This window comes from Paenibacillus sp. PvR098, from assembly GCF_017833255.1.
Classification (GTDB): Bacteria; Bacillota; Bacilli; order Paenibacillales; family NBRC-103111; genus Paenibacillus_G.
Genome location: NZ_JAFIBU010000001.1, coordinates 1,848,717 through 1,873,263, shown reverse-complemented (window position 1 = coordinate 1,873,263; position 24,547 = coordinate 1,848,717). Strand labels below are relative to the sequence as shown.

Sequence of the window (24,547 nt, the reverse complement as noted above, 5' to 3'; positions counted from 1 at the left end):
CAAGGGCTTGCCGTACGGCATGCCTCAGCATGCTTGGAACATTAAGAAACGAACTACTTCATCATATGAGGGCTTTTTAACCTTGGTGAATGGGAAAGAGCCTCTACTTTCAAAAGGATGTGAACTTTGCTGAATGTCGTACTTTTGGTTTATTTTAGTCAATATCATGGTGGCCGGCTTTGTTGGAGGGGTTACCAACCACCTGGCTATCAAAATGCTGTTTCATCCCCGGCATGAATGGCGTCTCTTCGGGAGAAGAGTACCGTTCACTCCGGGTCTCATTCCGAAACGGAAGGGTGAGATCGGCGGCTCGCTCGGTAAAGTGGTCGGAGATTATTTGGTCACCGCTCGAGGTCTCTCACAGATGCTGCAAAGGGCTGAAACCAAAGACCGCCTAGAACAGACGCTTCGCCGTATAGTGACAGATTGGACGTCACGAGAGATAACGGTGCGCGAATTGATCCTAAGATGGGTAACTCCCGAAAAGGCGGATGATATGGTATTACAGCTCGCTGGCTGGCTGAGGGAGCGAACGGGCCGTGGGATCGAATGGCTCTGGCGGGATAAGGGCTTTGGTGATGTCAAGCTGGCAGCACTTCTTCCGGACTGGTCGGAGGAGAAACGAGAGCGCTTCGTGGATTGGGGAGTAGAACAACTGATCGATGAGATCAAGAAGGAAATGATGTCACCGAACGGGGATCGTATGCTGCGCCAAATGACGAATCAATTTATGGGTCAGACGGGGGGCTTTCTCGGTGCCCTTGCCGGCATGTTTATGGATGAAGCAAAGACCGTTGAGAAAATCCGGACCGCCCTTCTTGAGCAGCTGGATTCTGTCAATGTACGGCTCGCGATCGGTAATTTTATCCGTAAAAAAGTACAGCAATTCGAAGGGATGAGCTTGTCCATTCTGCTCGAATCGATAGCGAAAGAGGAAAGCCTGCCTTATCTAAAAGAACAAGCCCAATTGATGCTCCATTTTGAGGAGTGGCTGCATAAACTAGGTGAGGTTCGCTTGGATGAGGCGCTCGCCCGTTACCGTGACACGCTGTTGGATTACACTCCTCAGGCAGCAGATCGTGCGCTTACTTTGCTCGCAAACAATGTGGAGCGTATCATGCAAGGGATCGAGCTGCCGAAGATCGTCGAAGAGCAGGTTGCGCAGTTTCCGATCGAGTGGGTGGAGGAAATCATACTGAGCGTGTCGGGTAAAGAATTCCGTGCCATTACTTGGCTGGGAGTTCTGCTTGGAGGTATAATCGGGTTGATCCAGTCGCTGGTAGTCCCGTGGTTTTATTCATAGAGGAGGCCAGCAGTTTCAGACCAGATGAGCCATTATAGTAAACTCATTTTTCAACTACCTTTCACTTTATCTCATATGAAAGGTTTGCAAAAAGGATCATGCCGCAACTGCGGACTGATCCTTTTTATTCATTGTTGCATCATATATGAAAAAGGTTTTAATAACCCATTGAATTCATCGCTGCCCCAGCCCTTTGAAAACGAGCGCCGTGTCGGTACGATCATGAAAGACTTGCGGCGGGCGTTTCATTGAACCGATTGGCTAGGTATTACAATAAACCCTGCGTTTCACTTTTATTGTGCTGGGAATCAAACCACAGCACAAACTGCAGAAGAACGGCATCCTGAAAGCTTTGGGGATCATAGCCAGTTAATGCTTTGATTTGCTCCAAACGGTAAATCATTGTGTTGCGGTGGATATCCAAAGCTTTGGAGGAGCTTGCGATATTCAGACTGCAGTTGAAAAACACTTGCAGCGTTTCGCGCATTTTGTCGTTTAAATATGGCAAAAATTTGGTTAGCAAGCGGTTACGGTGTTCCATGGGAATTTCATGAACCAAAGCTTTCGCTTCTACAGTGTCAAAGCGTATAAGGCGGCAGGCCTCGGATTCTCCCATACGGAGGGCGAGATCCGCTTCGGTAAATCCAAGACGTATCGCTTCGCGGGACGTTACGGGAGAACCTACTCCAATCGTATGTTTCAAGGTATCTCGTTGTAATAGTTCCGTTAACTTTGCAAGCTTGCGGTCGATGCCTTCCGAGGGAATTTCATAGAATAGGATGAGCAGCTTCTGCGGACGGTATTGACTGATCAGCGCCTTGTCCGAATGAAACAGTCGCTGAACTTTGGCAAGAAGTCCCTCATTTCCTTTATTTTCGGGTGGCTGGTTATAAGCGGCTGCAGCGACCTGAAATGGAGGGGTGAAGCGGCAGCGAAGCGCCTCCAGTCTTTGATCAACCATCGGTAAATCCGGTACGGAGGATTGAAGCAGCTCTTCGATAATCAAATCGACGGTCATCTGCTTCCAATCATCCTGCAGTTTTAGGTGATTTTGCCGAATCATGAGCTCGGTTGTCATTTTGACCAGATGGCCAAAGGGCTTCACTTCATGAGGAGAACCCGTAATACCGATTGCCCCTACCACCCGACCATTATAATGTACAGGCAGATTGATCCCAACTTGCGCCCCGTTCCATTGGGGTACGTGCTGCTCATCGACGATTAGCTCCTTGTTTTGCCGCATCGCTTCCACAGCGGCCTCATGATATTGCCCGAGACGCCCGGCATCTCCACTAGCGATGATCGTACCCGTCAAGTCCATAATGTTTATGTTGCGGTCAAGACGTTCCATCGTTTCCTGGACGATCTCACCGGCCAATTCCGGGGTCAGCATAAACAGCCCTCCTCTAGTCTTATCATATTGTATAGTATAACTAAACTTGAGTAATATAAAAATTCAAATTATAGTTAAAAGAAATAAAGAAAGCGATTACGTTTTGATGTATGCTAAGCATAACAACGGATAGGAGGGAGGATGCTTTATGAAATTTGTAATCGCACCAGATTCCTTCAAAGGGAGCTTAACGGCTGTACAGGTGGGTGATACCATGGCGCGGGCTCTGCTTCAGGAAATTCCATCAGCTGAGGTGAACGTCATTCCAATGGCGGATGGAGGAGAGGGCACGGTTGATGCTTTGGTCAAAGCAACCGGGGGCAGTGTGTTCCAGGTCCAAGCCGCTGGACCGAGGGGTGAGCTTGTGGACACGTATTTTGGTGTCATTGTGGACCGGGGCGAGCCAACTGCCGTCATCGAAGCGGCTAATGTCATCGGGCTCCCTATGGTGCCGAAGGAGCACCGAAATCCTCTACACACATCCACCAGAGGATTGGGGGAAATCATTCGCAGCGCTCTGGATCAGGGTTACCGGCGTTTGATCATCGGCCTTGGCGGAAGTTCGACCAACGATGGAGGACTGGGACTGCTTAGCGCTCTGGGAGCCCGCTTTTCCAGTAAGAAAGGACGAATTGCGGAAGGCTTCGGCAGGGAGCTTGGACAGCTTGTCGAAGCGGATTTGAAAGGCTTGGACCCGCGTCTTGGGGAGTGCCGGATTACGATTGCCAGCGATGTGACCAATCCGCTGCTCGGGCTGGAGGGGGCTTCTTACATCTTCGGACCGCAAAAGGGAGCCACCCCCGAGCTTGTGGTACAATTGGATAAGGACATGAAGTCATACGCCGATCTACTGGAGGGACAACTGTCTCGCAGCCTGCGGGAACTGCCGGGAGCCGGGGCGGCTGGAGGACTTGGCTTTGCTCTGTTGGCTTTAGGAGCGAATATGGTTCCCGGCGCTCAGTTGGTGGAGGAAATGTCTGATTTGAAGCTGCGGATCGAGGATGCGGATTGGGTAATAACCGGGGAAGGCCGCAGCGACGGACAGACGTTGTTCGGCAAGCTTCCTTACCATGTAGCGCAATTGGCTGCAGAAGCGGGCAAAGAGGCCATTCTCATCTCAGGTGGTCTCGGAGAGGGCAGCGAAAAGCTTGCTCCTTTCTTTGCCGGCTGCTTTTCTGTCGTACGAGGCCCTTCCACGCTGGATGAGTGTATGGAGGATGCCGAGAATAATTTGTTTCAGTGCACGCTTAATGTCGCCCGCTTGCTCTATAAGGCTTCGCACAGAATGAAAGGAGGAATTGCACGTTCATGAGAATCGTTGTGTTAGACGGCTATACCTTGAATCCGGGTGATTTGGATTGGAAGGGTCTGGAGGAAATCGGAGAAACGGTCATTTATGATCGCACCGCTTCAGAGGAGATCATCCAACGAGCAGCAGATGCGGAGATTGTGCTTACGAATAAGACGCCGCTCTCTGCTAATATGCTCTCGCAGCTTCCGAAGCTGCGTTACATCGGTATCCTAGCTACCGGATATAACGTAGTGGATATTCAAGCGGCCAAGGAACGGGGAATTCCTGTAACGAATATCCCTGCATACGGAACGAACTCCGTTGCGCAATTTGTATTTGCTCTGCTCTTGGAGCTGTGCCACAGGACCCAGTGGCATAGCGATGCCGTCCATGAAGGGGAATGGTCGCGCAGCATGGACTTTTGCTTCACCCGTTCGCCGCAAGTTGAGTTGGCCGGCAAGACACTCGGCTTGATCGGGCTTGGGCGCATTGGTACCCAGACGGCCCGGATTGCCCAAGCCTTCGACTTGCGGGTGATTGCTGTCGGCAGCGGCAGAAGCACACCTCCGAAGGTGGATGGAGTCGAGTGGGTTGAACTCAGTGAGCTCTTGGAGCAGTCCGATGTTGTCAGTCTGCATTGTCCACTGACTCCTTCCACGGAGAAGCTCATTAACGCGGAGCGAATCTCCCGAATGAAGCCTTCGGCTTTCCTGATCAACACCTCTCGAGGGCCTTTAATTGATGAGAAGGATTTGGCGGAAGCGCTGAATGAAGGGCGACTTGCCGGTGCAGCTCTTGATGTGCTTTCCGTTGAACCGCCGACTCAGGATAATCCGTTGTTAGGGGCCCAAAACTGCATCATCACACCCCATATGGCTTGGGCAACGAAAGACGCAAGAGCCCGGTTAATGGAAACGGCTGTAGGCAATGTACAAGCTTTCCTTGAAGGCAGAACGGTAAACGTGGTGAATCACTAAAAGTGTAAAAGTACTCATTCAATCTTTTTTCGAGGAGGAACTGATCATGAAACTAGCTTTTGTCGGACTTGGCAATATGGGGCTCCCGATGGCTCGGAATTTGGTGAAGGCCGGTTACGAAGTATTTGGCGTCAATCGAAGCAAGGCGAAAGAAGGCGCTTTCGTGAGTGCCGGCGGAAAAGCGGGACGCTCCATATCTGAATTGGCTCAAGAAGTGGATGTGCTGATGACCTGCCTGCCTATGCCCGTCGATGTGGAAAAAGTATTCTTAGGTGAAGATGGTATTATTTCAAACGGGCGTAAGGGATTGATCCTGATCGACTTTAGCACGGTATCCCCTGACTTGAACCGGAAGATTGCAGCTGGCGCGGAAGAAGCAGGGATGTCCTTCTTGGATGCTCCTGTGAGCGGAGGAACCGTAGGAGCCGAGCAGGGTACGCTGTCCGTGATGGTAGGCGGAGAGAAGGCTGTCTTTGACAAGGTTCTGCCCATTCTGGAGGTTGTCGGCAAGAACATATACCACGTGGGCGCGACAGGAAGCGGTAACGTGGTGAAGCTGATCAATCAGCTTATGGTCGGAGTACATACCCAGTCCGCGAGCGAAGCGATGGTACTCGGAGAAGCGATGGGAGTATCCCAAGAGACGCTGCATCAAATTTTAAGCTCCAGCTTTGCTCAGAGCCGGATATATGACCGTCATTACACGCAATTTGTGAAGAAGGATGAATTCGAGCCGGGCTTTGCACTGAATTTACTGCATAAAGACATGACTTTGCTTGAAACGATGGCTCAGGGCAGCGGGACCCCCATCCCGCTCAGTACTTATGCCGGGACGATGCTCGCTTCCGCGAAGGCCGGAGGCTTCGGCGATAAAGATATGTCGGCCATGTATTTATACACGAAGGAACGCGCGGAAGTGAAGATGGAGCGGAAGTATTTTGCCGTATTCCTTCCTATGAAGGATGCGGAGAAGAGCCAGACCTATCGTCCTGAGCATTTGGCGTTTCTGGAGGAGCAGCGCAACGCGGGCAGACTCTTTGCGAACGGCCGGTTTATGGATGGTGCGGGAGGCTTGGTCGTTTATATTGCGCAAAGCGAAGAAGAAGTGAAATCTTGGGTGGAGCGGGATCCTTATATTGCTTCGGGAGCCAGAAGCTACGAGATTCATGAATGGGATTTGGTCAAGGGTCATTTGTATTAAGGTAAGAATTTTCGGAAACGCCCCTCTGATGGAGGGGCGCTTTTCATTTAATTGTCATTCGGATGTCCGTGCAGAGCGGCATTGCGTGAGCGGATCCATTCCAAGGCTTCTGCTACATTCTGTATGGTATGTGCCGCTTTGGCTTGGACATCCGGATGGCTCGCAGCCATAGCGAAGCTGTGCGGCGTGACGGCAAACATGGACAAATCGTTAAACGAATCTCCGAAGCAGGCGGCTTCCTCACGATCCATTCCTAAATGTTCTAGAAGGGAAAGCAGCCCGGTACCTTTGGAGGTGTGCCGAGGCATAACATCCATGCAATCAACGTCCGAGATATAGGCATCGATCGCTTCTCCGTACTTTGTTTTCAAGACCTTCTGGAACTGCAGTAGCTCGTCGACCTCGCCCATATAGGAAATTTTGCCGCAAACTAGGTCCCGGCCTAGTTTATGCTGGAGGTCCTTCATTTCCACAAGCGGTGCAAACAGGCGGCTGCGCAGCTGTTCTACCCGCTCGCTCCAGCGCTCTACGACATAGCTGTCGGGAGCGGCGATCATGGTTACAAAGGGAGTGCCGGAAGCGGCCTGCGCAAGATCTGCGATCAGCTCGCGTTCAAATGCGCTTTGGTGAATCAGATTTCCGTCCGACGTATGCACGTAGGCACCGTTCTGGGAGATCGCATGACCGGCAATACCCAGATCCTTCATGACACTGATGATCTCCGGGCGCATTCTACCGGAAGCGAATGCGACGGTGATCCCTTCAGCTTTAGCTTCATGTAGAGCCTGCCTATCTTCGGGACGAATCGCCTTATGCTTATGCAGCAGTGTGCCGTCCAAATCGCTGACAATCAATCGGATCATGGTTCATTCTCTCCTTTGGTAATCATGATATTGATATCGTGACGGAGCAGAGCTTCTTTCATCGCATATTCCGGCTCGCGATCGGTGATCAGAATGTCGATGCTCTCAAGGCCCGCTACACGGTAAAATTGACGAAGACCGAATTTGGTATGGTCTGCGAGCACGATGACTTGATCGCTTCTTTTCATCATTTCTTTCATCACATACCCTTCTTCTTCGAAAGGGTTCGTCAGCCCATCGGGCGTAATGCCGCTAGTGCCGATGATCAGCTTGTCGGCTTGATAATCACGCAGCATTTCCAATGTTCGTGCGCCATAAATAAATCGGTGACGAGAATCTACAACGCCCCCCAGCAAATGCACGGTAATGCCCGGCTTTTGGGATAAAATTCCCGCGATGTCGATAGAATTGGTCACGACCACGTGCCCGTCTGTGCGCAGCTCGGCCGCCGCATTCATCACCGTGGTGGAGGCGTCCATGAACAAATAGTCGCCTGTTTGCACTAAAGAGGCGGCGAGACGTCCAATTGCCCTTTTTACCGCGGGCTCCTCCTGAAGCCGGTCTCCATAGCCGGAGACATCTTTATTGAGCCCCCGCCAGATCGCGCCCCCGCGGGTACGAAGAATCTGGCCCTGCTCCTCCAGCTTGACGATATCCCTGCGTGCTGTATCTCTCGATACCTGAAACAGCTCGCAGATATCCTCGACGGAGATACGCTGATGCTGCCGAATATACTCCAAAATGGCGATTAACCGCTCTTCCTGATACATGCTCCGCTCCTTTCATTCCTTATTTTAAGCAAATTATAAGTGATATCACTTAAAGCGTGCAAGTGTTTATAAGTAATTATAAGTATTTATATCCTAAGTACGATTAAAGAATAGATTCGTTCCCTATTCCGAATATGTTACAATGGCATGAGATGTGTTGAGTGATTACTTACAAAGGAAGGAATAAACGATCGTGGCTACCGCAAAACCGAAATCAAAACCGAAGCTGCTTGAGCTGGACGTTGTCCGGGCCGTTGCCATTCTGGCGGTGCTCATTATTCATTCCACGTCGGACGCAACCGTGGAGCTCCCGATTGGGAGCGGCTCGCAGGCGATGTATTTGGCGTTGAACAAGCTGAGCAATTTTGCCGTTCCGGTGTTTATTATCATGAGCGGAATTGTGCTCTTTTACAAATATCAAGGTGGGGGCTTTGGCGGCTCACAGGTGGTTCAATTTTACGTCAAACGTGTGAAGCACGTCTTGTTTCCCTATGTGCTCTGGTCTTTGTTCTATTATTTGTATAACCAATGGATTTTTGACAGGGCGAACTTGCATATGGATTGGTCGAGTTTCGCAGGTTTGCTGCCTTGGGCTGAGGCTTCTTATCATTTGTATTTTATGGTTATTATCGTCCAGTTTTATTTACTGTTTCCGCTGATGATGTGGCTCTGCCGGTTTACCTGGTTCAGGAGAAGCCTCATATGGATTGGTCTAGTGATTCAAGGGGCCTTCTACTCATATAACCATTGGGTGGAGCCGATCAGTCACATGCCGTCGCTTTGCGTCAATTATTTCAGCATGTTCACCTTGGGCGGCTGGTTCGGACTGCACTATGAGACGTTTGCCGCCTGGCTTAAGAAACATTTTGTATGGGTGCTGCCAGCCACCATCTTAATAGGCTGCAGCTTTTTGGGGCTGTTCTTACTGGAGAGTCGGATGAGCATTTTTCTCGACGGAGCTTGGTATCATGTGCTCTTCTTCGTATACGCGGCCTTCGCCGGAATGAGCTTGATCCGGTTGGGGCAGCTGCTCTTGCACTTCGCAATGCCTGCGGCACGGGCGCTCATGGCGCTAGGTGCGGCATCCTTCGGCATTTATTTGATTCATCCGGCGGTGTTGACCTATTATCGCACGCATGTTCCGAATGATGGCGGTGCGATTCATGAGTACCATCTATATACGTTTACGGCATTGGCTCTGAGTCTGGTGGTTCCTTGGGTGCTGGCTTACGTCTACGGTCGGGCCGCTCGGATTCTGCGACGTCCAAAGGCGAAACAGTCTCCGAAAGGAGCATAAGTTGTGCTATTTTGGCTTCATCCTTCATACAATGGATTGTACAAGTCGGTTGATAGGGAGGAGGGCTTGCATTACATGAAAGGAATCAAAAATATCGTGTTTATGGGGCTGACGCTCGGTATGCTGATTTACGCTGTACCGAAGCTAAATGCCGGGTTTGATTGGTCGCTCGAATCGGCATTCGGGGTCGGCTGGATTGCCTTCGCGCTGCTTGTGGTGGCGGCGCATTTGCACCAGCTGCTTGGCGTAGAGGAAGAAACGAAGCGGGAGCTTCTGAAGGTGAAGCGTATGAAACGTTGGAAGATGGAGCAGGCACTGCAGGGCAGACGGAAGCTGCTGCAGGTTAGAAAATAATGGAGTGTATCCCCAAAAAAGAAGCTCTTTCCCATCCTCGTTGTGAGGTGGAAAAGAGCTTTTTTCCGCGAGGCCAGCTGGGTTGATGCCGTACCTTGCTTAAATGAGCAGAGCGATCGCAAGCAGATCGAATAGTGCCAGCGGTAATATGACGTTGCTGTAATACGGGTTGTAAGGCGGGTAGTAAGGATAAGGGGAAGGACCTGGCAGTAAAGCTCGGCTGTGGCCTGGCAGCATTTGAAGGTATATGTAGTAGCTGTCGATATGCACGATGATCCCATCGTGGGATTGGCCGTGAACGGTTTGTACGCTCACGGGCTTGTGCATGTGCTGGGAGCACACATGATGGATTTTCTCTTTGCACTTGCTCAGCATTTCCAAGGCGTTCGCTTCCAATTCGTAGATTGGCTGCTGCTGCCCTGCATGGGGAGCTTTCTGCATGGTATCGGACACCTCCTAAGGGATGCAAGCTACTTCCATCTTCCATCCTATGCAGGTGAAGGGCTAAATAAGTATAAAAATATTGCAGGCATCCCTGCATAAAGCAAAAACCGCCCGAGCGTTCCGGACGGTTTATATCGGTATTATCGGCTGAAGTGGTTGTAATTGCGGAGGCCCACATAGAAATTAAATAATCCCAAAAGCAAGCATACCGTACCAAAAATTCTTCTGATTATAGAATCCTCGAAGAAGAACAACTGAGTGACGGCAATAATGATCAGCATAAGACCCATGGCGATATTCATCTTGGAGGAGTACTGGCCCCTGCGCTTGTGGTCAGTCTCTCTGCGGAAGCGGAAGCTGTAAAAAATGGAAAACCCAAGAGCGATGATAATGAGTGTACTGAGCGTTAACTGAATATTCGCAATCATGATAGGAAAGGCACATCCTTGTCGGCAGGTTACATTCTTTAGTAACCACTTTACTGATTTCCGCCAATAAAATCAACCGGTTATACGCCGATTGTCCCAGAAGATCATGACATCGGAATCCGCCTCCACTCTTTGACTGTGACCCAAACCTTAAGCTCGGTTTGCGTCAAGACGATCCATTTGACCGATTGAACGATGTAATCCTTATCCAAGACGCCCAAATATGGCTTTTCTTGAAGAATTTCTTCGTAGACATCCGGCATCGCGGCAAAATCTGATATTTTTCGACCGACGATAATTTTTTTGAGCTCTCCGTGAATCCGCCGCTTCAGTTCGCTTTCTGTTAATTTATCCAAAGGGGAATCATCGTCCGATTCAACATAAATATTCAGCAGGTTGATCGTATTTTGTTGATTTTTGTTTTTTTTCAAATCTTCGACTTCTCCCTCCAGTCTAATGTTTTCTGAGGAGAGTTCTCTGTTCTGTACGATCACCATATTCAGGCGTTGATTATATATGCTTAGGAAAATCGCGGCTCCGATGATCATGCCTGCGATCAGAAGCCCTGCCGCACGCAAATAATTTCCCGTCGTCTCGGGAGAGGGAACCTTCACCCGCTGCTCCCTCCCTTGCAAATCCATTGAATGAGTGTCGTTCCCATGTGAGCTCCGACGAATGCGCACACGATGTACATGATTTGTTGAATCGCAGGAGAGATATGCCCGTCATGAAAGTGGGTTTCGATCGCCCGGATCGGATCAATCGTTCCGCCGATGGCCGCGACCATGGCCCATATTTTGATTTGCTCCGACACACTCATCATTTTGTATACGGGAGGCTCCAGTGTGATGACGGCGCTTATTCCCGCCAGCATGGTCCCCCCAAATACTACTCCGAATGCCACGAAAAAATCCAACAAACATTTAGATAAAAACACCGCCACAGCTTCCACCCTTTCCCGTTCTTTAGTTCGCTTACGGCCAACTATGCTTGGGAGGGGTTGTCCGCCGTAAGTAGCCGGCCGGACCAAGCCCTTCCACGCTTCCTTCTCTAAATATATGGCACACTTGTTCGTAATTATGCTAAAATAGGTACAAGAATTTTTTTGAGGGATTCAGTAAGTATAGGGGGCGGCCCGGATGGGCGATATAGACTTTGTCCATTTGCATGTCCACAGCGAATACAGCTTGCTTGACGGTGCCGCGCGCATCCACGATCTGGTTGATCAAGCAGCCAAGCTTGGGATGAAGGCGCTGGCGCTCACGGACCATGGAGTGATGTACGGCGCCATTCCATTTTATCGCGCATGCAAAGAACGGAGCATCAAGCCGATTATCGGCTGTGAAATGTATTTTACGGCAGGCTCTTTACGGACCAAGGGAACCCGACAGGAACAGCCTATCTATCACTTAATCCTGCTCGCCAAAAATCAGACCGGCTATCAAAACCTGATGAAGCTCAGCTCCATCGCTCATATTGAAGGCTATCACTATAAGCCCAGAATCGATTTGGAACACTTGGAACGTTACTCGGAGGGGCTTGTGTGCACGAGCTCCTGCCTTGGTGGCGAGGTGTCCCAGCATTTGCTCCACGGACGCTATGAAGAAGCGAAGGCTGCGGCGCTGAGGTATCAAGCCATATTCGGAGACGACTTTTTTCTGGAGCTGCAGGACCACGGGCTTCCGGAGCAAAAGAAAGTGATGCAGGAGATGATTAAGCTTGGCCGCGAGACCGGAATTCCGCTGATTGCCACAAATGACGTGCATTACGTGCGGGAGCCGGATCATGCGGTTCAAGATATTTTGCTTTGCATCGGCACCGGCAAAACCGTGGAGGATGAGGAGCGTCTCCGCTTCCATTCGACACAGCTGTATCTCAAGAGTGCCGATGAGATGGCACGGATGTTCGTCCACGTCCCGGAGGCAATTGTAAACACGGCGGCTGTTGCCGAGCGGTGTCAACTGGAGCTGGAATTTGGGCGGTCCATCCTTCCTCAATTCAATCCGATACCCGAAGGCTTAACAGCTGCCGCCTATCTGGCCGAGCTTTGCGGGAAAGGACTTCTAAGACGATACTCGGCGCTTAAGGAATGGCAGGATGCGACGTGGAGGAACGAGGTGGAGCAGAGGCTGCAATATGAGCTCGGCGTCATCGAGCGGATGGGATATTCCGATTATTTTCTGATCGTGTGGGATTTCATCTGTTTTGCTCATGAGCAGGGCATTGCAACCGGTCCTGGTCGCGGCTCATCCGCAGGCAGTCTGGTCGCCTACACGCTAAATATCACGGATGTCGACCCTATCCGCTACAATCTACTTTTTGAACGGTTTCTTAATCCGGAGCGGGTGTCGATGCCTGATATCGATATTGATTTCAGCGATCTGAGACGCGATGAAGTAATTGACTATGTTGTTCACAAGTACGGCCGGGATCGGGTTGCCCAGATCATTACGTTCGGTACGATGGCCGCCAAAGCGGCCGTGCGGGACGTGGGACGGGCGCTTAATGTGCCGTATAACGAAGTGGACCGCGCCGCGAAGCTCATTCCGAATCAGCTCGGGATGACGCTGGAGGAAGCGCTGCGAGTCAGTCCCGAGCTGAAGGCGTTAGCCGACCGGCAGCCGAAGACGGCAGAGCTGCTGGCGCTTGCCATGAAGGTAGAGGGCATGCCGAGGCATGCATCTACACACGCTGCGGGTGTCATCATTTCACGCGAGCCCCTGACACAGTACGTTCCTTTGCAGGAGGGAAACGAGCAGACGGCGTTGACGCAGTACCCGATGGAGCATCTGGAAGCGATCGGACTGCTTAAGATGGATTTTCTGGGACTGCGTACGTTATCCATTATTGAGAGAACGCTGGAGTGGATTCGTGAGCAGACCGGAGCGGCGCCGGATTGGACACAAGTGCCCATGGATGATCCGGATACCTACGAGCTGCTTGGCCGTGGGGACACGACGGGCATATTTCAGCTTGAATCGCCGGGGGTGCGGCGCGTGCTAAAAGAGCTGAGGCCGTCGGATTTCGAAGATATCATCTCGGTGCTTGCGTTGTACCGGCCAGGTCCGATGGAGTTTATTCCGAAGTACATCGGGGGTAAGCACGGACAGCTGCAGGTGGAATACCCGCATGAAGCGCTGGAACCGATTCTCCGGGATACCTATGGAATCATCGTTTACCAGGAACAAATCATGCAGATCGCCTCACTGATGGCCGGTTTTAGCCTGGGAGAAGCGGATTTGCTGCGTCGAGCAGTCAGTAAGAAGAAGCGCGAGGTGTTGGACGAGGAGCGGTCCCACTTCGTTCAGGGAAGCTTGGGCCAAGGTTACAGCGAAGCCGAGGCGAACCGGGTTTATGACATGATCGTCCGTTTCGCCGACTATGGCTTTCCGCGCGCCCATGCGACGGCTTACGGTGTTTTGGCGTTTCAGACGGCCTATCTGAAGGCGCATTACCCGGTGCAGTTCATGGCCTCGATGCTTACGGCGGTGATGGGCAGCCACCATAAGGTGGCGGAATACGCGGACGAGTGCCGCCGGATGGGCATTGCGGTACTGCCGCCCGATGTGAACGAGAGCGGCTTCCTGTTTACTCCGGTCGAGGCTCAGGAAGGCCCTGCGATTCGTTTTGGACTCGCGGCTATCAAAAACGTCGGTACGCACGCCATTGAATCGATTATGGAAAAACGAGGAACGGGTGCCTACCAAAGTTTGATTGACTTCTGCCGCAGAGTAGACCTGCGTGTTTGCAACAAACGCGTGATGGAATCGCTGATCCAAGGGGGCGCGCTAGATTCGCTGCCGGGACACCGCGCCCAGAAGCTCGCCATGTTGGAGGAAGCTCTCGATGCGGCGGTCAAATGGCGCAAGGATCGCGAAGATTTGCAGCTTGTGCTGGAGGGCTTCGGCTTTACGGAAGAGGTGAACTGGGAGGTCGAGTATCCGGATATTTCTCCATTCACGATGACGGAGCAGCTTGAGCTGGAGCGGGAGCTGACCGGTCTTTATATCTCAGGCAGTCCGCTTGACGATTTCGAGTCCAGGCTGCATAAGTTGGTGATAGATCCGCTGTCCTCACTGCATGAATACCCCGACGGTAGCGATGTGATGGTAGCTGGGCTTGTCACGGCAAGCAAAACGATCGTTACCAAGAAAGGACAGCCGATGGCGTTTATGGAGTTGGAAGATCGGGTAGGCAAGACTGAGGTCGTACTCTTCCCCGAAGTGTGGAAGAAATACGCTCCGCTCGTGCAGAAGGGAAAGCCGGTGCTGGTCATGGCCAAGCTGCAGCTCGGCGACGAGGACTACAAGCTTCTTGCCGACCAGCTCTTGGCACTGGACGATCCGAACCTGGAGCAGAAGGCAGTCAAGCCCGTTGCTGGGGCGGCAGGAGGTCAGCCATCAAGAGGAGGGCAAAGAACTACTTCATCGGCCCGGCAACCGGCTGCAACGCCGAAGTTGGCAGCGGCGGTGGTGCCGGCCCATTCAACCCAGCGGGTTTACATTCGGATCTCCCCGCAGCATGAGCAGCCGGCTGTGCTCTCCGAGTTAAAAAGGCTTATTGCGCAGCATATTGGGCCGCTGTCTGTTGTGCTTTATTACGAAAAAAACCAAAAGATGCTGGGATTAAGCGACAAGTACAAGGTAAAGCCATCCCCGGACCTGTTCCACCGGATTGAAGAACTGCTCGGTAAAGAATGTGTAAAAGTGAAATAATTCCAGCCTCCTTCGCATACATTTAGTAACCCGTACAGCATCGGCGATTTACAGCCGGCCGCATCATGGCGGATCTGAATGGAACTCGAGGAGGCGTTGTTATTATGCCGCATCAATCAATTGTCGAATATTTGGAGAAGCGGGGCGTGACCGTCGAAAGTATTGCCGATATCGTGTACAAGCTGCAGCATCCCTATAATCCGGCGCTTTCCATGGAAGCCTGTATCGAAAGCGTTCTGACCGTTCTGACCAAAAGGGAAGTGCAATATGTGCTTTACACCGGTATTGCGCTTGATGAATTGGCGGAGAAAAAACTGCTTCCGGAGCCGCTGCAGGGCCTAATGGAAATGGATGCCTCCCTGTATGGCGTGGACGAAACGCTTGCGCTCGGAATCGTTCATGTGTACGGGATGATCGGTCTGACCAGCTTCGGTTTTCTGGACAAGCAAAAAATCGGTATTATTCGGGACTTGAATGATCATAAGACAGGCATTCACGTGTTTCTGGACGATCTTGTCGCGGGACTTGCGGCGGCCGCTTCAGCCCGCATCGCCCATAAGCACCAGGATGAACTGGATAGCCATGCGCCGGATGAATGAAGTCATATTATGGCGAAAAGCCGCTGATTTATTAGAAGATAGGCCTCCCCACTAGCGTTAAGGCCCTGTTGCGGGTAAAAGAGCACTTATGATATCATTATTTCATTATGTCCGTGATTCAGAACGTGGACCGTCAAGGCTCTATCCAAAGTCACTGAATCACTTTGACAAACGCTCGCGTCCTCAGCTTACCCTTATGAATAAGATTTTGCTTGTGCAAACTTATAGGACAGCGCTGCCGTTTTAACCTTGGGGAGGTCTTTTTTTTCATGTGGACGGTAATCTATATCGCTCCGACCGCCAAAATCGCTGAAAGAATCAAGCAAAGGCTGACGGAAGAGGGCTTTCTTGTACAGGTGCGCGCTATCAACATGACAAAAAATCAATTTGAGATTTTAGTTCCCGAAGGCGAATTGGAAGAGGTTCAAGAGGTGCTAAACTCCATTTTGCATAGATCATAATTACAAGTACCGTTTGGGCACGGACACGGACAAGTCCATCATTCGCAAGTGAGGTGTAGTCGTGCAATTCAAAGATTTGTTTCAGAAGAAAAGAAAATATGCTACTGTTCCGTCAACGGACAGGCGAGCTCCTAATCCACCCGTGGATGGGGCGATCGACGTTCCTGAGGAACGTCCGAAGCGCGAAATTCCGGAAGGTCTAGTGAACAAATGCCCGAGATGCGGGACGATCCAGTATAACAAAGAGCTGGACAAGAACCTGAAGGTTTGCACCGCGTGCGATTATCATTATAAGCTCAATGCGGTTGAGCGCATCCAGATGACGATGGATGATGGAGAGTTTACGGAATACGATAGTGAAATGGGCTCTGAAGATCCGCTCGGCTTTCCCGATTACGTGAATAAATATAACAAAGCTGTTGAAGCTACGGGAATGCAGGATGCGGTGATTACCGGCGAAGGAACCATTGGAGGATATTCTGTGGTTGTAGCGGTAATGAGCTTTGATTTTATGGGAGGCTCGCTCGGATCAGTTGTAGGGGAAAAAGTGACCAAGGCTATTGAGCAGGCGATCGCCAAAGAGCGGCCGATCATTATTTTTTCAACATCGGGCGGAGCGCGGATGCAGGAGAGCATTCTCAGCTTGATGCAGATGGCCAAAACGAGCGCGGCTCTGGCCAAACTGAACGAGCAGGGAGGACTGTACGTCTCTGTTATCACGGACCCGACCTTCGGAGGAGTGTCGGCGAGCTTTGCCACCCTGGGCGACTATATTATTGCCGAGCCGGGAGCAGCTTTTGGTTTTACAGGACGCCGGGTGATCGAGCAAACAATCCGCCAGAAGCTTCCGGATAACTTTCAGACAGCGGAATTTAACCTGAAGCATGGACAAGTTGATTTGGTGGGACATCGCAAAGAAATGCGGAATACGCTGACCAAGCTGCTCAGCATGCATACCGTAAAGGAGGAGACGGCCAGTGGCAACTGAATTGCCTTTTGAAATGCCGCTTGTCGAGCTTCGCGCGAAAATCGACGAGCTGCGAAAATTCGGAGTGGACAAGCAAATCGATTTCTCGGACGAAATTGCCCGTTTGGAGCAGCGTTACCACCAGTTGGAGGCGGAGCTGTATGCCGGCATGACCACAAAGCAAAAAATGCAGGTGGCCCGCCATCCGCAGCGTCCAACGACGCTCGATTACATTCAACACTTATTCACGGATTTTATTGAACTCCATGGAGACCGTGTGTACGGAGATGATCTTGCCATTGTTGGTGGCATCGGCAGGCTTAACGGTATTCCCGTGACGGTCGTTGGACACCAGAAGGGGAAGGATACGAAAGACAATATTGCCCGCCACTTCGGCAGCCCTCACCCTGAAGGATTCCGTAAGGCGCTGCGTCTCATGAAGCAAGCCGATAAATTCAGACGCCCGATCATCACTTTGATCGACACCAAAGGAGCTTATCCTGGAAATGCGGCGGAAGAACGAAACCAAGGGGAAGCGATCGCCCGCAACCTGCTCGAGATGGCATCGATGCGAGTGCCGATTTTATGCGTTGTTATCGGTGAAGGCGGCAGCGGAGGGGCGCTTGCGCTTGGCGTGGGCAACCGTGTGTTTATGCTCGAGAATTCGATTTACTCTGTGATTAGTCCTGAGGGCGCGGCCTCGATACTATATAAAGATGCATCGAAATCGATGGAAGCGGCAGAGGCTATGAAGATCACGGCGGATGAGATACTGAAGCTCGGCGTGATTGACGCCATCATCCCGGAACCGAAGGGCGGGGCCCATCGGGACGTTGTCATGCAAGCTGAGTCCATCAAACAAATTTTGTGGGTGCATTTGCAGGAATTGATGGAAATGACAGAGAAAGAGTTAACTGAAGACCGCTATAGAAAATTTAGAGAAATCGGTCGGTTCACAACCATTCAGGAGGGTAACCACTACCATGCGTAAAACCAAAATTGTTTGTACCATCGGACCGGTCAGCGAATCGCTGGACATGTTCAAGAAGCTGATCGATGCTGGAATGAACGTCGCACGCCTTAACTTCTCCCATGGCGACTTTGAAGAGCACGGCAACCGGATCAAGACCGTTCGCCAAGCTTCTCAAGAGATGGGAAAAAGCATTGCAATTCTGCTTGATACGAAAGGACCGGAGATTCGCACTGGCAAGCTAAAGGACGATCAGAAGGTCGAGCTTATTCAAGATAACCTTATTACCCTTACTACAGAAGAAGTACTCGGAGATGCTGAACGGGTATCCATTACATATAGGGATCTGTACAAAGATGTAAGAATCGGATCCACTATCCTGATCGATGACGGCTTAATCGGGTTGAGCGTTGAAGATATTCGCGGCACCGATATTGTGTGCCGGATTAAGAACGGTGGATTGCTTGGCGGAAAGAAAGGCGTGAACGTACCGGGCGTGAAAATCAATTTGCCAGGGATCACAGAAAAAGATGCGAACGATATAATATTCGGTATTCAGCAGGGAGTCGATTTTATCGCTGCTTCTTTCGTACGTAAAGCGAGCGATGTGATCGAAATTCGTGAAATTTTGGAGCGCTACAACGCAGCCCAAATTCAAATCATCTCCAAAATCGAAAATCAAGAAGGCGTAGACAACCTCGACGAGATTCTGGAAGTATCCGACGGATTGATGGTAGCACGCGGCGACCTCGGTGTGGAAATTCCGGCAGAGGATGTACCGATCGTTCAAAAAGCAATGATCAAAAAATGTAATCAAGTGGGCAAGCCGGTCATCACGGCAACGATGATGCTGGATTCGATGCAGCGCAATCCGCGTCCAACCCGTGCGGAAGCAAGTGACGTGGCCAACGCCATTTTCGACGGATCGGATGCTGTAATGCTGTCTGGAGAAACGGCTGCAGGGAAATATCCTATTGAGTCCGTGCAGACTATGGCACGTATTGCTGAGCGCGCAGAGCAAGCTATGGAACACCGTGAAATTCTCGTCCGCCAAAGCAAGGCGCAGCAAACAACCGTAACGGAAGCGATCAGCCAATCCGTTGCTAACTCCGCTTTGGAGCTGGATGCAAAGGCGATTTTGACGGCTACCGAAAGCGGCTATACGGCAAGAATGGTTTCCAAATACCGCCCAAAAGCACCGATTATCGCGGTTACGCCAGATGAACGGGTATTGCGCCGCTTGTCTCTCGTATGGGGCGTTGTACCGGTCAAGGGTGAATCTTGCTCCTCCACGGACCAATTGTTCGAGCATGCGGTTGACTCCAGCGTCAAAACGGGATTGGTTAGCCTTGGAGACCTCGTTATCATCACAGCGGGTGTACCTGTAGGTCGCTCCGGAACAACGAATCTCATCAAAGTGCATCAAATCGGAGAAATGATAGCTAAAGGACAAGGGATCGGCACCCAAATCGCTACCGGTAAAGTCGTTACTGCGAGAAGCCCGGAAGAAGCGCTCGCCAAAGCGACAGAGGGCTGTATCTTGGTCACTCCTACGACCGATAAAGAGTATATGCCTGCATTCCAGAAGGCAGCAGCTGTCATCACGGAAACCGGAGGAATTACGTCTCACGCTGCAGTGGTAGGCATCAGCCTCGGCAAGCCAGTCATCGTTGGCGTAGTGAATGCGCTGAACATCCTGAAGGACGATGCGGAAGTCTCCATCTACCCTGAAGTGGGCGTCATCTACTCCGGACGGGCTCGGGTATTGTAAGAGATTGACCCCGGGCATACAAAAAGAGCGGACCTGCTTACGGGGACGCTCTTTTTTCACTTCCCGTTTTTCATCATGGACATCCTTGTGCCTAACCGAATGAGAGGTGAAACGTAACATGAGAACTTTTCGTCACGAAATACGCGTGCGTTATCAGGAAACAGACCAAATGGGTGTCGTGTATCACGCGAATTATTTAAATTGGTTTGAAATCGGTCGAACGGAAATGATCCGTGAGATGGGGATGTCCTATCGAACACTGGAGGCCAAAGGACTGCTGCTGCCTGTCCTCGAAGCAGAGCTGAAATTTCATCAACCTGCCCGTTATGATGATTCGATTACTATCCTTACCCGAATCACCGAGTTCAGTAATCTGCGGATTCGGTTTGCCAGCGAGATCCACAGGGATAGCGATCTATTAGTTAGCGGAGGAACCCGGCATGTGTGGCTGAACCGCGAATGGAAACCGGTCCGAATCGATAAAGAAGCGCCTGATTTGTACGCGCTGATCAAGGAATGGAGCTGATCCGTCCATGTTTCGTTACATCATTATCGCATTGATTGTGATCCCGGCTTTGGAGATCATTGTTTTGTTTCAAATGGGCAAGCTTATTGGTGGCTGGTCAACGTTCGGATTGATTATCATGACCGGTTTTGTGGGCGCTTGGCTTGCGCGAAGGGAAGGTCTGAAGGTGTGGAAGCAGGCGCAGAATCAGCTTTCTTTAGGTCAGCCTCCCGGAGATTCGATCTTGGACGGCATTTGCATTTTCACCGGAGGGATGCTGTTGCTGACTCCGGGCCTTTTGACCGATGTATTCGGGTTGCTGTTCGTGCTTCCAGTTACTCGTCCGTTGTTTAAAGGTTGGATTTACTCGCTATTACGCAAAGTGGCAGAACGGGGAAATCGTCCTTTTATTTGGCGGAGATAGGTTTGATTATTTCTCTAGACGTTTACATAAAATTAACAAAAGAAATAGTGGATTTTCATGGAGGTCTTATTGCCATTATGAAGGGTACAACGGTCCGTGAAACGTCGAACAAATATTTGAACCGCGATTTGAGCTGGATAGAATTCAACTGGCGTGTGCTGCAAGAGGCACAGGACGCGGGGACGCCGCTACTGGAGCGCGTGAAATTTCTTTCGATCGTGTCCTCCAATTTGGATGAGTTTATGAGTGTGCGGGTAGCCGGCATCATTGATCAGATGAAAGCAGGTTATACCAAAAAAGACTTTACAGGCTATACTCCGGCCGGATTGTTCAAGCGGATTATGAAGCGGTCGGACAGGATGGTGGCGGAAAAGTACAAGACATATCGGGATCTCATGCGGCAATTGGGCAAAGAAGGAATTATCTTTACGCAGTATGATGATTTAAACGCCACACAGCGTAATGCGATGGACGAATATTATCACGATATCGTGTTCCCTGTCCTGACTCCTATGGCGGTGGACCAGGCGCGTCCATTTCCTCTAGTGCATACACAGGCGCTTTATTTGGCGGTCGTCTTAAAAAAGGAAGGAGATAATGAGGAGGATGAGCCTTATTTTGCCATTCTCCAGGTGCCTTCGAATTTAAGTCGTTATATTGCCGTTCCGGGACGAACCAACAGCAAGAAGCATGAATTCATTCAGATGGAGGTTTTGATCGAGAAGCACATTCATACGCTATTCAGCGGTTACAGTCCGGTGTCGGTACATGGTTTCCGGGTAACGAGAAATGCAGATCTTACGCTCAATGAAGAAGGAGCGGAGGACCTGCTTGAGGAAATCGAGAATCAGTTGCGGAAACGGCGTTGGGGTGACCCGGTTCGCCTGGAGGTACAAAAAGGGATACACCCTTATGCTCTGAAACAGTTAATAGATGAGTTTGAGATTGCGGATCATATATTCGAAATCGACGGACCGCTCGACTTGACTTATTTCATGAGATTTGTAGGATCACTGCAGGGATTTGAACATCTGCGCTATCCTCCGATTAAGCCTATCTATCCTATTGAGTTGGAGGATGTCGAGGATCTGTTCGCTAAATTGCGTGGGCAGGATGTGCTCGTCTATCACCCTTACGAGTCATTCGATGCGATGACTGATTTTATATGTGAGGCGGCCTACGATCCGCAGGTACTCGCGATAAAGATGACGCTGTACCGGGTCAGCGGTAATTCTCCGCTGATTCAGGCGCTTGCTCGCGCGGCGGAATCAGGCAAGCAGGTGACGGTCGTAGTGGAGCTGAAGGCGCGTTTCGACGAAGAGCGAAATATTGCGTGGGCGAGAAAGCTAGAACAGTCCGGATGTCATGTGGTGTACGGTTTGGTGGGGCTTAAGACGCACTGTAAGATCACGCTGGTCGTACGTCAAGAAGCGGACGGGCTTCGGAGGTACGTACACGTAGGAACGGGCAATTACAATGATAACACGGCAAAGCTCTATACGGACGTAGGACTATTTACCTCTCATAGAATTGTTGGGGAGGATGCATCGGCACTGTTTAACGAGGTGACCGGCTATTCTGCTCCACATAACTGGAAAGCCTTCGGAGTAGCGCCTACCGACATGATGGAGAAGTTTTTCGAGAAAATACGCAGGGAGGCGAAGAACGCCTCCGAAGGCAAGCCGGCTCATATTATCGCGAAGATGAACTCGATTTCCAACCAGCAGATGATTGATGAGCTGTATGCGGCATCTCAGGCTGGAGTAAGCATCGATTTGATCGTACGGGGAGTATGCTGCTTAAGACCCGGGGTCCCTGGCTTAAGCGAGCATATTAGAGTCCGCAGCATCGTTGACCGTTTTCTTGAACACTCGCGTATTTTTTACTTCGAGAACGGGGGCGACCCTGAGGTTTATATTGCCAGCGCCGACTGGATGACCCGGAACTTAACTCGCCGAGTGGAACTGATGTGTCCCGTATTCGACAAGCAGAACGTTCAGTCCCTGATTAACATTTTGCAATTAAGCTTGCAAGATAATGTCAAAGCGAGACAGCTTCAGTCGAACGGCATGTATGAGCCTGTCCGCTTAAAAGATGAGCCGCCCCGGCGAAGTCAGTTCGAAGCGATGCGTGTCAGGTCGTGGAAAACGACTTTTCTTGAAACGTAAGCTGAAGACCCCATATTTTTTTGAATTCCTTTTGCAGTCCCTCGACCTCCCTGTATTCGGCAGAGGGGTCGTGTTTTCTTTTCAGGTGCAGGTTCATCGAAGAGCCTTCGACGGTTGCGGATTCAAGCTCAAGGGCATTCGTTTCACTGGCATCGAGCGCGATGGCCAGTCGCACTAAGGTTCCCAGTTTCCAGATTTGCTCAACGTCAGAATCTGAAATAATATCTTTATACTGCAGCACAGCGTGCTGGGTTCTGTTCTTTGCTTTGTATGTTGCGATAAGAGCGCAGGAAAGCAGTTCGCGATGGGACAGCCCATCGATTCGTGTGTGCGCAATCATATGGAACGTATGCTTGGGAAATTGGTAATATTGTAAGGAAGCGCCGATCCGATACAGCCTAGCGGCAATACTTAGGCAAAGCCTCTGCCTTGAATCGTAATGATGAGCCTGAGCTTGAGCCAAGACGTCAAAAAGCTTCAAAGCGGTTTCTTTTACACGAGCGATATGGGCTGCAGGAGCCGTCGAATGCAAGCTTAGGAAATGGTCGGCACTGCGTTCTGCGATATGTACATGCCCTGAATCGGGGGGGCAAAAGCTTTCGAAAAAGAGTCCGTCCCGTAGGCCGGCCCCGCTCACGACGTAATGCATTGCGCCTGTTGTCTGAAAAATCGTTTGCAGGATGATCAGACCGGGAACGATGATATCGTAACGGTCTTTGGAGAGACCGTCAACTTTCTTACGCCTCTCCGCCGGTAAGCTTGGTAACCATATGGCCAGTTCGTCCATATCGGCAGAGGAGAGGACGTAATTATGGGTGATGGGCAGTGAATATTTACGCTTGCGTTGGTCGATTTTACTAAGCGTTCGGACGCCTCCCCCAAGACCAACGAGCGGAAGTCCGGGGGACTTGCTGATCCATGGCTGCTCGGAGAGTGCCTGTAGTACCATTTGCCGGATAGCGTTAAGCTGGTCTGACTGAAACTCGCCGCCCGGAGCGAACCTGCGGGTCGTATTTACCGCGCCGAATGGGAATGAGACGCTCTGAAGCAATTTTCGGTCGCGAAACAGGCTGATTTCCGTGCTGCCGCCTCCGATATCGACTAGAAAGCCATCGGTTATGTCCATGGTTTGCATCATGCCAAGAAAACCGAGTCGGGCTTCATCCTTCCCGGACAAAATTTCAACGTGAAAGCCGCTATGCTTGGACAAAGCCTCTGCAATTTGCTGAGCGTTCGAAGCGTTGCGTATGGCAGCTGTGGCGGCCGCGCGATAATGGGTTACCCCATGAGCGTGACAGATGCGTTTAAAGTGCGTCAGCATACGCACGATGTTTTGGATTTCCGCGGGAGGCAGCGCCCCGTCAGGTCCGATCCGCTGACTTAACCGGGCGGATTCTTTGAATTCGCCGATGACCTGGTAGGCCCCGGAGTCATGTAGCTCATAGATGGCTAAGCGGATGGAGTTGGAACCGATGTCGATGATGCCGATTCTTCGGCTGTTGTTCATGGCTTTCTCCTCCTAAAGAGTTTTGCCGGAGCAAGACTTGATTTGGTAAGCAAAAGATTACATCTATTTTATCATCGTTTGCTCCGCCTGCAAAACTTTGAAGAATAAATTTACAATGGTTAAGAAATGCTTTTACAGG

The 24,547-nt window shown here is 50.9% G+C and carries 23 protein-coding genes; 15 read left to right on the top strand and 8 right to left on the bottom strand.

What is annotated here, in order from left to right; translation table 11 throughout:
• The first annotated feature begins 133 nt into the window (after positions 1-133).
• Positions 134-1,303 carry a DUF445 domain-containing protein gene (locus tag JOE45_RS09385; RefSeq protein ID WP_210020448.1) on the top strand — a complete coding sequence of 390 codons (1,170 nt, stop codon included), beginning with the start codon at positions 134-136 and terminating at the stop codon, positions 1,301-1,303.
• A gap of 268 nt (positions 1,304-1,571) precedes the next feature.
• Here JOE45_RS09385 and JOE45_RS09380 read toward each other — a convergent pair whose 3' ends face one another.
• Positions 1,572-2,696 (bottom strand): CdaR family transcriptional regulator, encoded by a 1,125-nt coding sequence (locus JOE45_RS09380; RefSeq protein ID WP_210020449.1) that lies wholly within the window; start codon positions 2,694-2,696, stop codon positions 1,572-1,574.
• 148 nt (positions 2,697-2,844) lie between these two features.
• Here JOE45_RS09380 and JOE45_RS09375 point away from each other — a divergent pair, with 148 nt between their 5' ends.
• The 3 genes from JOE45_RS09375 to JOE45_RS09365 are packed head-to-tail and all read left to right on the top strand — an operon-like array spanning position 2,845 to position 6,165.
• Positions 2,845-4,008 carry a glycerate kinase family protein gene (locus tag JOE45_RS09375; RefSeq protein ID WP_210020450.1) on the top strand — a complete coding sequence of 388 codons (1,164 nt, stop codon included), beginning with the start codon at positions 2,845-2,847 and terminating at the stop codon, positions 4,006-4,008.
• Positions 4,005-4,964, top strand: a complete 960-nt coding sequence (locus JOE45_RS09370; RefSeq protein WP_210020451.1) for a D-2-hydroxyacid dehydrogenase — start codon at positions 4,005-4,007, stop codon at positions 4,962-4,964. Before JOE45_RS09375 ends, JOE45_RS09370 begins: the two co-directional genes overlap by 4 nt.
• 46 nt (positions 4,965-5,010) lie before the next feature.
• Positions 5,011-6,165, top strand: coding sequence for an NAD(P)-binding domain-containing protein (locus tag JOE45_RS09365; RefSeq protein WP_210020452.1), 1,155 nt, complete (start codon positions 5,011-5,013; stop codon positions 6,163-6,165).
• 47 nt (positions 6,166-6,212) lie between these two features.
• Here the strand turns inward: JOE45_RS09365 and JOE45_RS09360 are convergent, their stop codons facing one another.
• Together JOE45_RS09360 and JOE45_RS09355 are read right to left on the bottom strand one after the other, a co-directional pair.
• Positions 6,213-7,028 (bottom strand): HAD family hydrolase, encoded by an 816-nt coding sequence (locus JOE45_RS09360; protein WP_210020453.1) that lies wholly within the window; start codon positions 7,026-7,028, stop codon positions 6,213-6,215.
• Positions 7,025-7,798, bottom strand: coding sequence for a DeoR/GlpR family DNA-binding transcription regulator (locus JOE45_RS09355; RefSeq protein ID WP_210020454.1), 774 nt, complete (start codon positions 7,796-7,798; stop codon positions 7,025-7,027). Before JOE45_RS09355 ends, JOE45_RS09360 begins: the two co-directional genes overlap by 4 nt.
• Positions 7,799-7,991: 193 nt before the next feature.
• Between JOE45_RS09355 and JOE45_RS09350 the strand changes: the two genes are divergently transcribed.
• Together JOE45_RS09350 and JOE45_RS09345 are read left to right on the top strand one after the other, a co-directional pair.
• Positions 7,992-9,095, top strand: a complete 1,104-nt coding sequence (locus tag JOE45_RS09350) for an acyltransferase (RefSeq protein ID WP_348632514.1) — start codon at positions 7,992-7,994, stop codon at positions 9,093-9,095.
• A 75-nt stretch (positions 9,096-9,170) separates the two neighbouring features.
• On the top strand, positions 9,171-9,449 hold the full coding sequence (locus JOE45_RS09345; RefSeq protein ID WP_210020455.1) for a hypothetical protein: 279 nt from the start codon (positions 9,171-9,173) through the stop codon (positions 9,447-9,449).
• A 99-nt stretch (positions 9,450-9,548) separates the two neighbouring features.
• Here JOE45_RS09345 and JOE45_RS09340 read toward each other — a convergent pair whose 3' ends face one another.
• The 4 genes from JOE45_RS09340 to JOE45_RS09325 form a co-directional block, all read right to left on the bottom strand.
• On the bottom strand, positions 9,549-9,890 hold the full coding sequence (locus JOE45_RS09340; protein WP_210020456.1) for a hypothetical protein: 342 nt from the start codon (positions 9,888-9,890) through the stop codon (positions 9,549-9,551).
• A 143-nt stretch (positions 9,891-10,033) separates the two neighbouring features.
• Positions 10,034-10,321 carry a YtpI family protein gene (locus JOE45_RS09335; RefSeq protein WP_210020457.1) on the bottom strand — a complete coding sequence of 96 codons (288 nt, stop codon included), beginning with the start codon at positions 10,319-10,321 and terminating at the stop codon, positions 10,034-10,036.
• A 104-nt stretch (positions 10,322-10,425) separates the two neighbouring features.
• Positions 10,426-10,935, bottom strand: a complete 510-nt coding sequence (locus JOE45_RS09330) for a sporulation membrane protein YtrI (protein WP_348632513.1) — start codon at positions 10,933-10,935, stop codon at positions 10,426-10,428.
• Positions 10,932-11,264 carry a YtrH family sporulation protein gene (locus JOE45_RS09325; RefSeq protein WP_210023351.1) on the bottom strand — a complete coding sequence of 111 codons (333 nt, stop codon included), beginning with the start codon at positions 11,262-11,264 and terminating at the stop codon, positions 10,932-10,934. Before JOE45_RS09325 ends, JOE45_RS09330 begins: the two co-directional genes overlap by 4 nt.
• 196 nt (positions 11,265-11,460) lie before the next feature.
• Between JOE45_RS09325 and JOE45_RS09320 the strand changes: the two genes are divergently transcribed.
• The 9 genes from JOE45_RS09320 (at position 11,461) to ppk1 (ending at position 22,901) form a co-directional block, all read left to right on the top strand.
• Complete coding sequence (locus tag JOE45_RS09320; protein ID WP_210020459.1) at positions 11,461-15,036, top strand: DNA polymerase III subunit alpha; 3,576 nt, start codon at positions 11,461-11,463, stop codon at positions 15,034-15,036.
• Between the two features lie 104 nt (positions 15,037-15,140).
• Positions 15,141-15,635 (top strand): phosphatidylglycerophosphatase A family protein, encoded by a 495-nt coding sequence (locus JOE45_RS09315; RefSeq protein WP_210020460.1) that lies wholly within the window; start codon positions 15,141-15,143, stop codon positions 15,633-15,635.
• A 269-nt stretch (positions 15,636-15,904) separates the two neighbouring features.
• Complete coding sequence (locus JOE45_RS09310) at positions 15,905-16,096, top strand: glutamate decarboxylase (RefSeq protein ID WP_210020461.1); 192 nt, start codon at positions 15,905-15,907, stop codon at positions 16,094-16,096.
• Between the two features lie 61 nt (positions 16,097-16,157).
• Positions 16,158-17,084, top strand: a complete 927-nt coding sequence (accD, locus tag JOE45_RS09305; RefSeq protein WP_210020462.1) for an acetyl-CoA carboxylase, carboxyltransferase subunit beta — start codon at positions 16,158-16,160, stop codon at positions 17,082-17,084.
• The gene (locus JOE45_RS09300; RefSeq protein ID WP_210020463.1) at positions 17,074-18,054 is read left to right on the top strand and encodes an acetyl-CoA carboxylase carboxyltransferase subunit alpha; all 981 of its coding nucleotides are present in this window, start codon (positions 17,074-17,076) and stop codon (positions 18,052-18,054) included. The genes accD and JOE45_RS09300 overlap by 11 nt, the downstream gene beginning before the upstream one ends.
• Positions 18,047-19,804: a pyruvate kinase gene (pyk, locus tag JOE45_RS09295; RefSeq protein ID WP_210020464.1), complete on the top strand. Its 1,758-nt coding sequence runs from the start codon at positions 18,047-18,049 to the stop codon at positions 19,802-19,804. Before JOE45_RS09300 ends, pyk begins: the two co-directional genes overlap by 8 nt.
• Before the next feature lie 118 nt (positions 19,805-19,922).
• The gene (locus JOE45_RS09290; protein ID WP_210020465.1) at positions 19,923-20,330 is read left to right on the top strand and encodes an acyl-CoA thioesterase; all 408 of its coding nucleotides are present in this window, start codon (positions 19,923-19,925) and stop codon (positions 20,328-20,330) included.
• Between the two features lie 7 nt (positions 20,331-20,337).
• Complete coding sequence (locus tag JOE45_RS09285) at positions 20,338-20,733, top strand: FxsA family protein (protein WP_210020466.1); 396 nt, start codon at positions 20,338-20,340, stop codon at positions 20,731-20,733.
• Between the two features lie 77 nt (positions 20,734-20,810).
• Positions 20,811-22,901 (top strand): polyphosphate kinase 1, encoded by a 2,091-nt coding sequence (gene ppk1 / locus JOE45_RS09280; protein ID WP_210020467.1) that lies wholly within the window; start codon positions 20,811-20,813, stop codon positions 22,899-22,901.
• Here the strand turns inward: ppk1 and JOE45_RS09275 are convergent.
• Complete coding sequence (locus tag JOE45_RS09275; protein WP_210020468.1) at positions 22,867-24,408, bottom strand: Ppx/GppA phosphatase family protein; 1,542 nt, start codon at positions 24,406-24,408, stop codon at positions 22,867-22,869. The genes ppk1 and JOE45_RS09275 overlap by 35 nt on opposite strands.
• Between the last annotated feature and the right edge of the window lie 139 nt (positions 24,409-24,547).